The organism is Membranihabitans maritimus, from assembly GCF_021729145.1.
Classification (GTDB): Bacteria; Bacteroidota; Bacteroidia; order Chitinophagales; family Saprospiraceae; genus Membranihabitans; species Membranihabitans maritimus.
The window spans coordinates 1-17546 of the sequence record NZ_JAJSLW010000002.1; the positions used below are offsets into that span (position 1 = coordinate 1).

Sequence of the window (17546 nt, forward strand, 5' to 3'; positions counted from 1 at the left end):
ACTGCTGCCGTACCGTTTTCCGGATCGCACGATTCTACGCTCGATACCGTACCCGGTAAGCCCGTCGTATCCGCACAAACCACTACCGTGCTATCCATCGGCACACTCACATCTTCCAATGTATCCTGTGGCGGGTACACGATAATCGGTACAATCGTCGTATCGCAATTTCCTAAATCATCGCATACTATGATGCACGTCGTATCCGTGCCTGTATAACCCATATTCGGTGTGTATTCGATACAACCCGTCAAACCGTCTACTGCTGCTGTACCGTTATCAGGATCGCACGATTCTACGCTCGATACCGTACCCGGTAAGCCCGTCGTATCCGCACAGATCACTACCGTGCTGTCTTGCGGTACCGTCACGTCTTCTACCGTATCTTGTGGAGGATATACGATAATCGGTACAATCGTCGTATCGCAATTCCCTAAATCATCGCATACTATTATACACGTCGTATCCGTACCTGTATAACCCATATTCGGTGTGTACTCAATACAACCCGTCAAACCGTCTACTGCAGCCGTGCCGTTTTCCGGATCGCATGATTCTACACTCGCTAACGAACCCGGTAAACCCGTCGTATCCGCACAAATTACTGCTGAACTATCTACTGGGGTACTTACTTCAGGGATTGTATCTTGCGGTGGTAAAACAATAATCGGTACGATCGTAGTATCGCAATTCCCTAAATCATCACATACGATGATACACGTCGTATCCGTGCCTATATATCCAGTTGTCGGAGTATATTCTATACAGCCCGTCAAGCCGTCTACTGCTGCCGTACCGTTTTCCGGATCGCACGATTCTACGCTCAATACCGTACCCGGTAAGCCCGTCGTATCCGCACAAACCACTACCGTACTATCCATCGGCGTGCTGGTCTCCGGTAAGGTATCCTGTGGCGGGTACACGATAATCGGTACAATCGTCGTATCGCAATTTCCTAAATCATCGCATACTATGATGCACGTCGTATCCGTGCCTGTATAACCCATATTCGGTGTGTACTCTATACAGCCCGTCAAACCGTCTACTGCAGCCGTACCGTTTTCCGGATCGCATGATTCTACACTCGCTACCGAACCCGGTAAACCCGTCGTATCCGCACAAACCACTACCGTGCTATCTTGTGGCACCGTCACATCTTCTACCGTATCTTGTGGCGGATATACGATAATCGGGACAATCGTCGTATCGCAATTCCCTAAATCATCACATACGATGATACACGTTGTATCCATTCCAACGTAACCCATATCCGGCGTGTACTCTATACAACCCGTCAAGCCGTCTACTGCAGCTGTGCCGTTTTCCGGATCACATGATTCTACACTCGCTACCGTGCCCGGTAAACCCGTCGTATCCGCACATATTACTACCGTGCTATCTTGCGGCGTAACCATTGCTATCGTATCCGAAGGAAGAATTTCACAAAATTCAGTAGCAACAGAGCTAAAGAAATCACCCACCTCCGCAAAAGAGCCTATAAAATAATCTTCACTTCTTACATCTCCGGCATATACTTCGGATTCTTCACCATTTACCAAAGCCCGTAACCAAAATTGTCCAATAGGGGTTGCGGGAAAAGGGTCCAAAGACGATGTAAAATAGCTCTCTTCATCGTTGGCTACCGTAAAAAGATGCACCCCTGATGATTTTATTGCCTGGGCGGCATCATAGGCCAATTCCAAATTTTCCACCATATCCAAATCCGAACCTGCAACCAGGCTAACTTGTTCAGGACTATTAGGTGTTCCGTCCGTAAAAAAGAACATAAGATCCAAACCACTATGATCAAACCCACTGAGCCCTGCATGCCAATTCGTACCCGTATTTTCATAGTCCCAACAGTCTCCCCCGGGACAATTGGTCTCCAAAACATCCATGATTGAAGCCTTATTTGCCGGGGTAATCTCCGTCAAAGGAAGCAAATCTTCATAACCAATATTAAATGTACCTATTTTCACCCTGTAAGGATTACCGGTATAGTTATAGTATGCTATAAGACTGTCTATCATTCCTTCGATTCCCTCCGCTATCTCTTCCCGCTCTGACACCGTCAAACTCCCCGTATCATCCAGCAAAATACCGATGTCAAGAGGCATGCAGCCTGTATTATCAGCATCAGGATTTTCTGTAAATTCAAGTGTAACTGTTGCAGTATCTGCAGTACTATTCGTCAGTGTATTGGTACCATCAGTAAAAGAAAAAGAATTTGCATCAAGGTTAGCTGTACTCTCACTTGTGACTTCCACTTCTATCCAAATATAAGCATTCGTTCCCCGTGTAGAATTAGTAGCATCATTTATTGATAATCCCGATTCAAGAGTTATCGAATTCGAAGTTGTCGACCATGTTGGTGTTGAGGCCCATACACTCTCATTCAAATTATAACCTTGTTCTCCGCCGGATACTACAGTAACTCCGGTCGGTAAATTAATCTCCACATCTTCTTCCAATTCATAAGAGGCTCCGCTATCCGCAGGATTAATATAAACCATGTCAACAACAAACAAGGTTTTGTTGCTGTTCCCTGTAGTGCCAACTTTATTTACCATAAATCCGATAGCTACGTCCATCTCAGCTAGGGTATCAGTTAACGGGGTCACCACAATAGGCACGATGGTAGTATCACAATTTCCTAAATCATCGCATAGTATGATGCACGTCATATCCGTACCTATATAGCCCGGATCCGGCGTGTACTCAATGCACCCGGTCAATCCATCTACTACGACACTCCCGTTTGCAGGGTCACATGATTCTACACTTGTTACCGTACCCGGTACGCCGGACGTATCTGCACAAACAACTACTGCAATATCCATTGGTGTACTCACTTCCATTAATGTATCCTGGGACGGAAGCACCGTAATGGATACAAATGCCGTATCGCATACATTTGCCGTATCACATACTCCATAAACTAAAGAGTCTGTTCCCACAAATCCCATGTCCGGTGTATATTCTATTGTGCCATCAGGGTTCACTATTGTCGAACCATTCACCGGCACCTGCACTACGGCCACACTTGATGTGTCGATCGGATTAAGTCCGGGCGTATCGTTCTCCAGTACCACAATGTCTACCGGAGTATCCTCTGTCGTTTGTATCGTATCATTCATTGCCAAAGGTCCATCCGTACAGGCAGGTAAAATCACTTCATTAGAACGGGCTTCTTCGCTTTCCGCACATTCTCCGTTAGCATCCACTCCTACCAGGAAGATCGAGGACAGGCCTAATGAATCCACTTCCTGGATATCATAAGAGTTACCCACGTTAACCACTACATCAATATAGCTCACACCTACAGGTATCGTAGCATCAACCAAATTGAAAACCGTACTTCCTTCAGGTTCAATCGGCATTGCATTGCCATCAGGTGGATAATTTCCTGATATTACACCATCTTCATCCTCTCCTGTCACGAAGATTACGGAATCAATGACCTGGTCATAATCGAATGCCTGATAAATTTCAGCGCCGGTAATAGGATTACTATCGGTATTATTAATTTCCATCCGATAGGTTATTACCATATTATTTTGTCCGCAGCTTATACTGCCGTCTTCCACTTCTTTTACACTAAGTGCGAGTGTTGGAGCAGGCGGAACCGGAGCTCCTTCATAGTAGTTCAAATCAACTACAGAAGATTGGTAAGTATTCATAGGATCTACCCCATTGGTCACTTCGAATGTAATGTCCGTAGGGTAGGTTCCGGCTACTTCCGGGTTAGCCACGTCTATATACATCCAGTGCTCACCCTGGGGCAATGTCAAATTAGTAAGGTCGAAGTTGCTTCCACTATAATTAAGACTAGCCCCACCAATATCTCCTCCGGGAAGTTGTGTGCCGTTAAATGATCCCGGCACGTATTCCAATCCGGATGGGAGTAACTGGTGCAGGTCAATGGTTTTATCTTCACAAATATTGTTATTTGTTACTTTTATTCTCATTGTCGTTTCCCCACCACACGTAGCGAGTGTACTTTGGGTAAAGCTATGGGACACATATATATTATCCGGTGTTGGTTCGAATACTTCTGCACACTCCAGCGTTATATCGCTATACAATGCGCTTCGAAGGGTATTTCTTGTATTTACACGGTCTACCGAACATATGATTACAATACTATCAACAGCGCGATCAAAGCGTACATTGGCTGTAGATACATTGGGCGTAAAACCTCGCCATGAAAGTGTAGCCTCTGCAACATTTCCATTGATTTCAAAAGTATGATAAGAAGTATTATATGCATATGTCAATCTCGGGATTATCTGAGTGCCGTTGCAATATCCTACAACTTCAAAATTATTTTTATTATCCTGATAAGTATTGATGTTAGAGATCTGGAAACTGGCTTTCATGGGTTGGCTCAATCCTATTCTATGGTATGATTGTGCTGAAGTATTGTCGTATCTTCGTGCACGGGTCCATCTTCCTCCATATCGCCGTGGATTCCGCTCAGGCCAGTATTCAATGGTAAGATCTTCACTATAATCCGCATACATATTGGCATATAGTGAATCCCCTTCAGCATCAACACCTACTAAAATATCTAATTTTTCATTATTGACCTGGTTCTCCCATGGAGTGGTGTTATCATTCCATTCGTGGCCTGTTCTCAACGTATAAGTACTTCCGATACATTGTTCACACGGAGTGGCTTCATACGTCCCCCCAAAGGTGATATATCTGTTTTCGTTATCGCCATCAAAGTTGTAAGCAAAAACCCATTCTCCATTTGACTGCACACCGGGAATCATTTTTACATTTTGAGTAAAGTTTTCATCATCCGCTACAAACATTGAAATATTGGAATTGATTTCACTGGCGTATAACGATAAATCCGCTTGCAGGTAGGTACCACCTATCATATTTGTTCGCTGCACCAACCATTCCCTCGGTATCAGCATAATTCCGGTTTCGGCACCCAAGAGTTCTCCGCAGTCTCCTATTTCCGTTGGCGTATATGGAATAGTTGACGCATCGTTATTATCTCCAAATAATAAGTATCCCTCGTTTGAAGGCAATGAAGTTCTTGAAGTATCCAGGTTATTGGTTTCAAAATCATTGTCTTTGGCTATTGTTAAAATAGTCCCTGAATTAACACTTTTCGATACTTTCTGCTCAAACCCGGCGATATCTGACCGGGCCATTCCAAAAATATTATTGTTAAAAACAGTATTTTCCGTACCATCCCACACTAAAACAGAATCGGCTTCCGTAGACGCAAGGTAGTGTTCGGATTCTACCCTGGCCAGCGTTATCCCGTACTTAATAGCCAGGTAAGAATCTACTCTTCTTCTTTCCGTCGTAGTCAGAGAATCTCCTCCGTAAATAATCGTCTCACCGATATGTCCCACAAAACCAAAATCATCGCCACCCGGAGGATTTGTTCCCCTATTGGATCCAAATATATGGCCTCCTGTCATTTGTCCTCTGGAACTCAATGCCGTTATAGCTCCAGTCGCATCTCCATTCAACCCTTTACTCATTTCAGTATCTGTAAAGGTATGATACATAATGCTCGGAATATCCGGATCAAAATTTATATTGCCAGGATTGTCAATGACGGTTCCTCCTCCTGCATTATTCCTGCTGGCTATATTTCCATTAGCATAGAACCCTGGTGAATCCCAGTTAGTCCCGCTAAAAGTGGTATTGTCCCTACCCACATTAAAATAACGGGTTCCTGTCATTTCTTCCTGGGAAAAAGTAAATATATCAAAGTCTACGTTGCTCAACGTTGATACTTCAATATTACCCAACATCTGTTCGTCGTCCGTAAAATTAATCCCGGGGTTGAAATTAAAGTAGTCTTCCGAACCTTCCTGGTAAGACGGGAGTGGGGCAGTAGAAATCTGTGAAGAAACCGTGCCTGAAAAGAAATCGGTCCACGAAGTCACATCCATTCCCGTAGTATCCGCATCCTTATCCGCCCGGTACCAGTAGCTTAAGGCCCTAAGTACACCTCCTGGAGCATGCGCATACCCGGCAAAAGTGAAATACTCACCGTCATTAATGGTAACTGTAGCGGTGTTGTACACCACACCGTTTACGGTTACTTCACTCGTCATCGGGGTAAAGCTATCGGTATTGTCAAAGGTGCTATCTGCTGACTGTACCAAATACATATTTGATATTCCAACCGGCCAGGCCACCGTTACATCGCCAACTCCACCCGTATTCTGGGCTTTCCAAATGGACTCGAAGCGCGTATTGACTTCTCCATTTGCTCCTCCCGTATAACTCAAAGGAGTGGTAAGTCCCTGTTGCAGGCCATTGTCCCCCACTATTAAAAACTGACCCTCTGTAAGAGTATTAGCATTATCCGCATTGGTATTGGCAAGTGAACTTCCTGATCCGATAATCAATTTTTGTCCACTATTTATGCTCGTACTCTGCTTTTGATACAATGCAGAAATATTATCTCTTGCAATTCCAAATACATTATTGTAAAAAGCACTATCCGATCCGTCCCAAACTACTGCACCTGTAGAACTCAGGTAATTTCTATCCTGTTCTACACTTAGAGTATGTCCATATTTAATAGCCAGGTACGATTCCACCTTGCTGACTTCTTCATCGGTTAACCTGTTCGGGAATACTATCATCTCATTTTGCTGACCGTCTAATTGATACCCGGCATCCGCTTTTCCTACCATCAGGGCATTTCGATCTGTAGCCGTATTGACGTTTGAGATGTTGGTATCATACGTCTGGTGGAAACCGTCAAGGGTGATATCTACTAAATTGTTGCCACTTACGCCGGCTCCATTCTCCCAGGTCCCGCCTCCGATATAAGGACCATTAATAGTATATGTACTTTGCGGGTCGTATTCTCCAATAACCGGATAAAACAAAAAATTACTGTTTGTAAAATTATACAAGCCTGGATCATCCATAGCATTTCCGGATCCGGATGCTCCAAAACCAATGAATGGTGCTGTACTGGTTGTATTTCCGGCAGAGAAAAGTGCTCCAATACTTCGGTCAATGATATATCCATCACTAACCAATGGTGAATATTGCACCCATTTCTGTCCTCCCGTATAGGTTACGGTAGGGTTGAAATTCACTAATGTTGTAACATTTGAAAAATGCGGACGATAAGTATCTGTAGACTGGGACAATGGATATGGTTTATTATTGAACTCATTCCATTGCTGTATTGTAGCAGAATCAACTGCATTGGTAGAACCCGCATCTGAAAATAGTGTAGTATCCGCATCTGCTCTATACCAGGCTGCTGAAATCACACCTCCCGGAGCGTATTGAAATCCCGCAAGGGTAAAGTATTCTCCATCATTTATGGTAACGGTTGCGGTATTGTAATCAATGCCGTTTATTGTAACCACATTGGTCATTGGTGTAAAACTGTCGCTGCCATCAAAGGTAGAATCCGGAGATTGTACGAGGTACAAATTCACAATCCCCGCAGGCCAGGCCACCGTCACATCTCCTACACCCCCGGTATTCTGCGCTTTCCAGATCGATTCAAATCTGAAATTAACTTCCCCGTTACTTCCGCCCGTATACGCCAGGGGTTCATTCAGGATTTGCTTTAACCCATTATCCCCCACTATTAAAAACTGACTGTCCACAAGCGCGTTGGCGTTTTCTGCATTGGTATTGGCCAGTGAAGAGCCCGCTCCGATAATCAATTCTTGTCCGGCATTCACACTTCTACTCTGCTTCTGATGTAATCCGGAAAGCGCATCATATGCTATACCAAAGATGTTATTATTATTTGTTTCATTCGTGGTAGAGTCCCACACTACGGTGGAGTTACTGCTTAAATAACTTGGCACTCCGCTGCCATCCTCGCTGGATAAGGTAATACCATATTTAATCGCCAGGTAGGAATTGATCCGCTGCAATTCATCTCCAGTAGAATTCTGATGATCCACACTATAAGCAAATACCTCTGACAAGCCACCCTGGTGTACTTCGTTTCCATTGCCATTCAGGTCAACCCCTTCCGAACCTATGGCAAAATTGACCGCCGTTTGAAGAGACCCGATATTCGTCGATTCATTAGCGTAAACCTGGCCATTTACATTTAAATAAACACCATTCGTAGCTCCCTGCCAGTTCATTCCACCGATATGGGCCGGGCGGGTACTGGCCCCGACATTCTCATTAATAGCTGTACCATTATTCCTCGTAACGTAGTAAACATCGGTAGACCTTAAAAAATTAGGATCGTCATCCCCCCAACCATAGGCCGTTCGAAACCCTCCGCTTTCCGAATTAAGCATCACACCATACACGGAACCGGGGCTATCATCAGAAGGGAAATACACTTCGTCCTCGTTATAGAAAAAGTCGTTGGTCCCGTCAAAATAATAGAACGGGTTAAAGTTGAAATTATAATTTTTATCATCTGCGGCGTATGCAGCATCCGTTATGAGCAATGGCTGATAAGCTGTATCATTTGGCTGAAATACATCTCTCTCATTTCCGGAAATATCCATCCAGGAATCTTTTCGCCCGGCAGTGGTTACCCCATCGTCGGCTTTGTGCCACATTAATATTCCGTCCACCACACCTCCCGGAGCGGTCAGGGAAGCAGCAAATGTAAAATACCCACTAGCCGATGACACTTCTGCATACGCGTATTCTACGCCATTAATGATTTGTGTATTCGTCATAGGAGTAGCTACGTCCGACCCGTCAAACACCTCATCATTACTTTGAAGCAATGTGAGGTTTTGATAAATGTTGGGCCAGGCTATCCGTACGGTTTGTGTACTTCCCGTATTTTGAATCTTCCATATGGAACCAAAATGATAATTAACCCCAGCAATTCCACTGATAAGTTCTACCGGTGCTTTTGTTGAATCGTTATCCCCCCAAACCAGATAATGTCCATCTGTGAGTTCGGTGCCATTGTCTGCATTGGTATTGGACAGCCCGGTTGTAGAGATTAATACCTGTTGTCCTTCATTCGTGCTCCAGGACTGCTTTTGATTCAGGGCGCCCCCTACGTCATGGGCAATACCGGCAATATTGTGATGATACCCCGCATTTGCAGCAGCATCCCACATAGAAGTTAAATCCGAACTCTTGTAATCCCTCGTACCATCTGCAAAGGTGGTTCCGTATTTAATGGCCAGGTAGGTCTCTACCCGATCCATATCATTAGAATCCAGCGCCGATTCAAATACGATAGCCTCATTGAGTTGTCCGTTAAACGCACCAAAATTATTATCCTGGCCTATTCTCAATTCTCGATAGGGATCACCCAGATTTACGTTATTTAACTCATTGGCAGAATAGGTCGTTCTTATACCGTCTAAAGAGACCGTTGCTTCCAGGTATCCGGCATTTCCTCCGTCATTTTCCCAGGTTCCTCCGGAAGTAAAGTAAGACGCATCCATCATTGGGTCATCACTGAGTCCCTGGTATCCGGGTCCCCCGAATGTAAAGAATAATAAATGATCATCATTATAAGTATGAAGTCCCGGAAAGTCCATCGAGCCGTCAAACCCAAAAAACCCATTACCCGTTACTGTATTGACATATCCGGCCGCAAAAAGACTTCCCGTTGCCCGGTCTATCACATTGACCCCGGCATCAGGGGCAAATTCCATCCACTGGCTACCGCTAAAGGTCATGGTCGGGTTGAAATTAGCCAAGGTTGCGGTATCGGAAAATACCGGTTGGTCACTGGAGCCGGTTTGCAACAAGTCATATCCGGTTCCATTGAAGTCATTCCACTGGTGTACATTTTCTCCATCTAAAACAGTAGTCATTCCCGCATCTGAGAACATAGTCTCTACCGCATCTGCGCGATACCATGCAGCTGCTATGACACCTCCGGGGCCTTCCATATAGCCGGCCAAAGTAAAATACTCTCCGTCATTTATAGTTACGGTAGCAGTATTATAGTCAACACCGTTTATCGTCACTTCCGTGGCCATTGCGGTAAAATTATCCGTATTATCAAACGTACTATCCGATGATCGTACCAGGTACAAATTATCTATGCCTGCCGGCCAGGCCACGGTTACTGTTCCTACACCTCCCGTGTTCTGCGCTTTCCAAATAGCGCCAAAGCGAAAATTGGTTTCCCCATTTCCACCTGCTGTATATACCAGAGGTGTTTGCAATCCCTGCCTATGTCCGTTATCTCCTACCATCAGGAATTGGCCATCGACAAGGTCATTGGTATTGGCCGCATTGGAATCAAAGAGTGAACTTCCATGCCCAATCACCAATTTTTGGTTAGGATTGACACTTTTTGATTGTTTTTGGTGTAGTGCGGAGGAATTATCTCTGGCAATACCAAACACATTATTATGATTATCGGAATTAATTGTTATACCCGACCATACATTAGTACCTGCTGCACTGACATAGTCATATAGCTCAGAGTCATTGGCTAATGTCATCCCATATTTAATAGCGAGGTAAGAGCGTACTCTTTGCTTCTCAAGGGGTGAAAGATCTCTTTCATAGGCTATAACCTCCTGCATTAATGCTTCAGCTATCTCCGGCTGTGAACCCAATATCGAACCACTTGCCGTTTGGGAATTTCCAGAAGTAACATCATCGTTTCTCTCACCGTCGAGACCGTCCAGTCCGTATTTAATAGGTGCTACTCCCACAGTATAGGATACATCAACTAGATGATGCGTTCCATCAGCTTCAAACACTTGATCCGGGTCAGCCCTTAAATATGGATATAGACGCATTGCATTTGCAGCATGGTTTGCAAATACAGGATTATTTGCATTTGTTAAACCTGTGCCTGTAGTCGTATTTCCAAACCCTAAATAATCCCTAAAAGCTGTGGTTTCTTCTTTCTTCAACAATGTCAAAAACATTGAATTATTCAGCCCATCTGCTGTATATGGAGCGCCATCAGGCACTACCATAAATCTGGCATCTGCTCCCGAACCACCAAAGTCAATTGTCGGATTGAAATTGGTCTCTGCATTAGCCGCTACAGAAAAAGGCTGCCTGGACATATTAGTTTGGGTATAGTTATTTCCCGCACCCGAATGATCCGTCCAACTACCTGGCGAAAACCCGTCATCCGCTTTCAACCAAACTCGCAAGTCGGCAGATACCCCTCCGGGTGCCTGTCCAAAAGATGAACTCAGCATTGTAAAAAGAAATACTATTGAAAAGAGGGGGGTTGGGTTGTAAATTTTTCTCATATTTTCGCCGGTATTATTTATCCAAGGTTATTGCTCTTTAATACATTGCATATGGGATTTTATTGTAATTTTAATTTCCAATTAAAACACACATAAACAAAAATCACTATATATAAGCATGTGCTAAACAGCAAATTTTTTACTAAGTTAAAATTTACCCCTTATATGGATTTTAGGAAAAATTGAATTTTTTAATAGTAATTTTACTATGCAATACCAACATTTTACTATTTCCTATTTTAGTTGTTTTAGATAGTTTACACCTCGAACGCACAGTGTTAGATCATGAAACAAGTTATTATCAACTCAATAGTTTTATTATTTTTTTTTCAGGTAAACGGTTTATCATTAACAGATTCATTACTATACAACATAGAACATTTTACTGATGAACATGGTCTTCCACAAAATAGTATTAATGGAATTGGAGTTGATGAGTATGGATTTATTTGGCTGGCTACGGAAGGGGGTCCGGTCCGGTATGACGGACGTTCCTTTAAAGTATACAACACCGATGAATTTGGACTAAATTCCAAAAGGATTGCCTATTTAAGCTATGACTATCAATCAAAACGTTTATCTGCATTAAGCAGTTTAGCTGAAAAATTCCCTTTGATACGTGGACGCCCATGGCATATAGACTCTACCCTTGCACACCTGGATGAAATTCCCGAAATTGATCAAGTTCCCCGCTACGCAATAGGTCTTCCGCCTTATTACCCACAGCTTGGATTTGAAAAGTATCAAATAGATGCCAGGAATGGGGGTAATTTCATAATTTCTTATGATAGTATTTATCATTACGATCATACCCATAAAATCCAATCCCGAATAGCCTTCTCTCATAATGATTTTTTCCGATTTTTCCTTTTGGACCAGGAACTATTTCACCTTACTTCTATAGGTCAGGGTTATCAGTTCGAGTTGGACGGAACAATCAAAAAACTAACCATTCAGGGAGATCTAATAAAAGATCGTAAAGATCTGGAAAAAGTAAAGCTATTCTGGAATATTGCAACTGGAGAAGTATTTATGTATGTGGATCGTTCTTTCTATACTGTTGCATTCTCGAAGAACAATAAAGTACTACAAACTACTCTAATTCTTGACGAATTTGATTTTGACACCCAAAACATTTTTTCTGCTCATTATGACAAAATAAACAAAAGGATCTTCCTGGGATCAAAAACGAACGGGCTGTTTGTACTAACCCGAAAAAAATTCAGGACTATGAGTGGCGGAAACCTCTTGGAAGAACATATGTTCTACGGGCAGGCACCATACGGCAATGATAAGGTACTTACTAGCCAGGGCTATATTTTTTCAGATACCGGCATGGTCGAAATTCACCCTCAAATAAAAGAAGCTACACAGGATAGGCGTACCATGCTACGCGATAGTAAAGGGTTCTTTTGGACTACCAGTTCCTGGAAGTCTCTGTACAAGTTCAATCCTGACCTTGACAAAATAGTTTTTTACCGAGAAATGCCTGATCCTATTAGTTGTATTCACGAAGGTAGGAATGGAGAAATTTGGTTGGGAACATATTCAGGAAGAGTATTTGCTTATCAACCGGAAAGGGATACATTTCGCCTTCTCCATAAGACGGATAATGAAATAGTCTGTATCCACCAATCTGCAGTAGACACCATGCTGGTTGGAACACTCCAGGCCGGTGTGCTAAGACTACATATTCCTTCAGGGAAGGTTGATAGCCTGCCTGGACTTACAAAAAAATCAATTAGAAGCATATATCAGGATAATACAGGTAATTTATGGGTCACAACGTATAATGATGGGTTTTTTCTTCATACAAAAAATAAATCAATACAATTTCCTATAGATAGGTATGGACATCTCAGGTCTTCCCATTGTATTCTTGAGGACAATTCTGGTTTTTTTTGGATCAGTACTAACAACGGTTTGTTCCAGGTAAAAAAACAACAACTTCTGGATTACACGTCCGATACTACTGCAGTACCTCATTACCTATATTATGATAAAGCCTCAGGATTTAACACCAATGAATTTAATGGGGGTTGCCAACCTTGCGCCGTAAAAACCGGGAATGGTTATTTTTCTTTCCCATCCATGAACGGGGTTGTATGGTTTCGACCGGAAGAAATCTCCCCGGAAGTACCTGACCAAAAAATTATTTTTGACAATTTTATAGTAGATGGTAATTCAAAAAGCCTGTCTGATACCATGGTTGTGGAACACGGTTTTAAACAAATCAAAATTGATATTGCCACAGCATTTTTTGGAAATCTCTACAATCTAAACCTGGAATATAAAATAAATCACGAAAATACAGATGATTCACAATGGTTTCCACTGGAAAATGAAGCCATATTCCTGAACGATTTGCGCTCCGGCACACACCAAATAGCTATTCGCCAGACCAATATTTTTGAGCCACAGAGATATAATTACGCAAATATTTTTATTGCTGTCCCCCCTTTTTTCTATGAAACTTGGTCATTTTTTGTATTATGCCTTTTAGCAATCATAGTAAGTTTCTGGATATTTAATATGTGGCGATCCCGAAGAGTACGCGTAAAAAACTTGCTACTACAACAAAAGGTCAATAGTCAGACCCGATCACTGAAGGAATCTGTATCCGAACTGGAAAAATCAGAAAGTAGCCTCATAAAACAAACTAATTTATTGCAACATTTATCTGCTGCCATCTCTCATGATATCAATAGTCCATTAACCTTTGTAGTTCAATCCCTGAATACTATTTCCGGAGAATTAAAAGAAGAGAATCACCCTCTTTCAAACTATGTGCAAACCACTTACTTATCGGTATTACAAGTGTACCAATATGTAAAGAAGTTAACAAGCCAAACGAATTTAAACCTGTCCAATAGAAATCCTGAATTAAAAACTATAACGCTATATGATTTCATACAAAAGCGTATTGAGTTTTTTACACCACTTGCTAATGAAAAGCAAAATCAATTAGTCAATTCCATTGACCCGGAATATAAATTATACACCAATCCGGATCTTTTGACCGTTGTAGTCCATAATTTGATAGATAACGCCAATAATAACTGTTCTTCGGGAATAATAAACGTGTATCTAAATATAAAAAAAGAAGGTATATATATCTGTATTGCTGATACCGGTACCGGTATGGATCCCCAACAAGTAGAAGCCATTAATTCCGGGGCTCCGGTAACGGTAGTAGAAAGTGGTTTGGGCCTTCAGTTAGTCCAATATATAACCACAATTCTCGACTGCAAGTTTACCGTTAGAAGTCAAATTGCGAAAGGAACCATAACTTCCTTATTCTTTAGTAGAGAAAGTTATACGAAATAATCGTAGAGTCGTAATTTGTCTACTAATAAATTAACATTTGTTACCTTCAGCTTTTCAAAAATCTTGGTTTTATAGGTACTTACTGTCGAGGTGTGTAATTTCATTTGATCTGCTATCTCACTTATTCTCAACCCTTTTCTAAGGAGTTCACAAACCTCCATTTCCCGGTCTGTCAACAGGCTAAGTGGATTTTTTTCTGCATAAATATTTCCCTGACTTAATCGCGATTCCATTATATGGTCGCGCATTTTCTCACTGATATATTGACGGCCATTCAAGACAGAAAGAATAGCTTTACAGGTATCCTCCTGGTTAACTGATTTCTGCATATATCCATCAGCCCCTGCATCTATACAACGCAATGAGTAAACAGTCTCACTATGCGCCGAACAAACTAACACCCGGGCCCGGGGTTTGATTTTTTTTAAGTCTTTAATTACTTTCACACCTTCCCAGTCCGGCAAACCAATATCAAGGATAATTAAATCTATAGGCCTGGTCTGTAATATTTTTCTCGCCTCGGAAAGATTTTCAGCTTCGTAGGTTTCGGCATTAAGAGTTTTCCACGACAAATACTTTATCCCCAGCCGTACAATACTGTGATCGTCGATCACTAAAATTTGTGTTTTCATTTAAAGGTGTAATTACTTCATATAAACAAAACTTTACTTTATTTAGGGTATATAAGTAATTCTTCCAGGATAATTAGCTACATTATAAATCATGAATCCATAAAAGATCAAAGTTTGATTGATAGTTATAACATAAACAAATATACATTCAGATTTTTAATTATTCAAAGAACAGAACAAAAAGACTAATTAAAAAAACAGAGGCAAATTAAACACTTAAGCAACTACAGACCGTGTATTACACTTCCTTATTTGAAAATTAACAGGATACAAAAAAGGTAATATTGGTGACCGGAATATTTTTCTATTTAACGCGTAAAAAGCCCATTCAGGATTCGCCATTTACATAGTTGCATTGGGACCTTTCATCCTGATTATAAAAAAGAATGAAAGATCTAATTTGGACAGCATATGATAAACACAATTTTACACATCATATCCCCGAGGAACATGTGTGTAGTTTATCTTACTTCCCGGAACTTTTGCATTCTAAGCCTGCAAACATTTCCATGGAGTCTTTTTCCATCCGATCTTCCCGGAACATACTCTTCTTACCATTAATACCCTTAACCTTGTTCGAACTCTTTTACACCCATGCATTCCCCCAATAGGACCTCTTCCGGAAATGTCGCAATTACTTTTAGGGACATTAATGTGGGTATGCTTGTTAATGGCCTGATGGAACTAAGGTATATGGGGAATATAAAATGGATGGGAGAAATTATAATATTTTTTGAGATGCCTATAAATTGACCATTACCCCTGATCCCATATTGAGGTGGTCCCTTTTTTGTTTCAACAGGGATAAATAGTCATTGGATATTTACAGGTTTATAAAAGCCTGTTATATCATCCGATCGATTTGGATTTATCCATACATTTTTCCGAAAATAACGATTCTAAAAAGCAAACATTCAATTTGGCTCTTCTTGACAATTTCATTACATTTTGCTTTATATATCATTAATTGCCCCTAAATAATGGCATACAATACATAGATTATGGTATTGACCAGGTTGATTTAAGTCGCAATAAAGTCTATACATGGAAAACGATACAATTCCATGGGATTTTCCTGGGTTATCAATCTTCCCAATTATGCTAAATTATGTAAATCCGATCTTCTATCCGTAAACAGATGAGGGTACGCACCAATATTTTATGGCTTCCATCGACCGTCCCCAAATCCTAAATAAATGTGAAATCCGACACAGTAAACAGATTTATGATTAAATTGCGATTACTGATCCTAAACTATACACACAAGTGAAATCATTATATTGCGAAAAAAGGACCCTTCCCCTTGGAACCATTTATCCTTTGATACTAATTACATGTGCTTTTCTTTCCTTCTCGTGTAATACTGAAAAAGAAGCTCCCCCCAGTACACAAAAAGTAATTCCAATAAAAATATCCCAGGTGATAAGCACTGAGTTCGCCGACTTTGTAGAAGCCGTGGGAACCACCTTTGCGCACCGGTCTGCCGACATCACCTCCAATGTCACGGAAGTCATTGATTCAATATATTTCACAGATGGACAGGCCGTAAAGAAAGGGGATGTTATCGTAGTATTGAGAAGCGCTGAAGAGAATGCATTATTGGAGAGCGCCCGGACCAATCTCATGGAACAAGAAAGGGAGATAAAACGATTAACCGGTCTTGTGAAAAATGGAGCCGCCGCTGTATCTGCTTTGGATGCAAGAAATACCCAAAAAGCATTAGCCGAACAACAGATACAGCAATATCAGGCGCAGATATCCGATAGGATTATCCGGGCCCCGTTTGACGGGGTACTCGGTCTGCGAAATATTAATGAAGGGGCCTTGGTTTCACCTCAAAACCTTATCACTACGATAGATGATCTGAATACTATTCATGTCGACTTTACAGTTCCTGAAATATACCTCGGGCAATTGAAGCGGGGATTACCTGTGAAAGCGCGTTCACAAGCGTACCGGGATGAATCATTTTCCGGCTCCATCAAAGAAGTCGATACCCGCGTAGATCCTACTTCCCGGGCTGTAAAAGTACGAGCCCAAATACCGAATATAAATCAAATGCTTAAACCCGGTATGCTCTTGTATATCCAACTCGCCCTTGAAAAAGCCGCATCACCGACCATTCCTGAAAGATCTGCTATACAGGAAGGCCACAAGCAATATGTTTTTAAATTAAATAAAAATGAAGTAGAAAGAACTGAAATTCAATTGGGAAGACGGAAGCCCGGCTATGTAGAAGTCGTTTCCGGTCTCGCAAATGGGGATTCTGTGGCCACATCCGGGCTTCAGGATCTTGAAAGTGGAATGAAAGTAGCTATTCAGGGCAAATTTGATGGTCCGTCCGAAACCCAAAATCCAGAAAGGTATGCAGAATAAAACGATTGATATCGTCATGTTTCCAGGA

At 41.8% G+C, this 17546-nt stretch carries 4 protein-coding genes; 2 read left to right on the forward strand and 2 right to left on the reverse strand.

What is annotated here, in order from left to right; translation table 11 throughout:
• Window positions 1-11183 (reverse strand): DUF8202 domain-containing protein (locus tag LVD47_RS01995; protein ID WP_236973847.1); only part of this gene is annotated, 11183 nt, incomplete at its 3' end.
• Between the two features lie 285 nt (window positions 11184-11468).
• On the opposite strand from LVD47_RS01995, the gene LVD47_RS02000 reads away from it, so the two are divergent.
• A complete protein-coding gene (locus LVD47_RS02000; protein ID WP_236973848.1) occupies window positions 11469-14510 on the forward strand; it encodes a sensor histidine kinase in 3042 nt (1013 codons plus the stop codon).
• On the opposite strand, the gene LVD47_RS02005 is transcribed toward LVD47_RS02000, so the two are convergent.
• Window positions 14498-15142 carry a response regulator transcription factor gene (locus LVD47_RS02005; RefSeq protein ID WP_236973849.1) on the reverse strand — a complete coding sequence of 215 codons (645 nt, stop codon included), beginning with the start codon at window positions 15140-15142 and terminating at the stop codon, window positions 14498-14500. The genes LVD47_RS02000 and LVD47_RS02005 overlap by 13 nt on opposite strands.
• A 1266-nt stretch (window positions 15143-16408) precedes the next feature.
• Here LVD47_RS02005 and LVD47_RS02010 point away from each other — a divergent pair.
• Window positions 16409-17518, forward strand: a complete 1110-nt coding sequence (locus LVD47_RS02010) for an efflux RND transporter periplasmic adaptor subunit (protein ID WP_236973850.1) — start codon at window positions 16409-16411, stop codon at window positions 17516-17518.
• Window positions 17519-17546: the final 28 nt, after the last annotated feature.

What these genes read in the sequence shown, in the direction of transcription:
- LVD47_RS02000 (WP_236973848.1), top strand. Translation starts at nt 11,469, where the DNA reads ATGAAACAAGTTATTATCAACTCAATAGTTTTATTATTTTTTTTTCAG.
- LVD47_RS02005 (WP_236973849.1), bottom strand. Translation starts at nt 15,142, where the DNA reads ATGAAAACACAAATTTTAGTGATCGACGATCACAGTATTGTACGGCTG.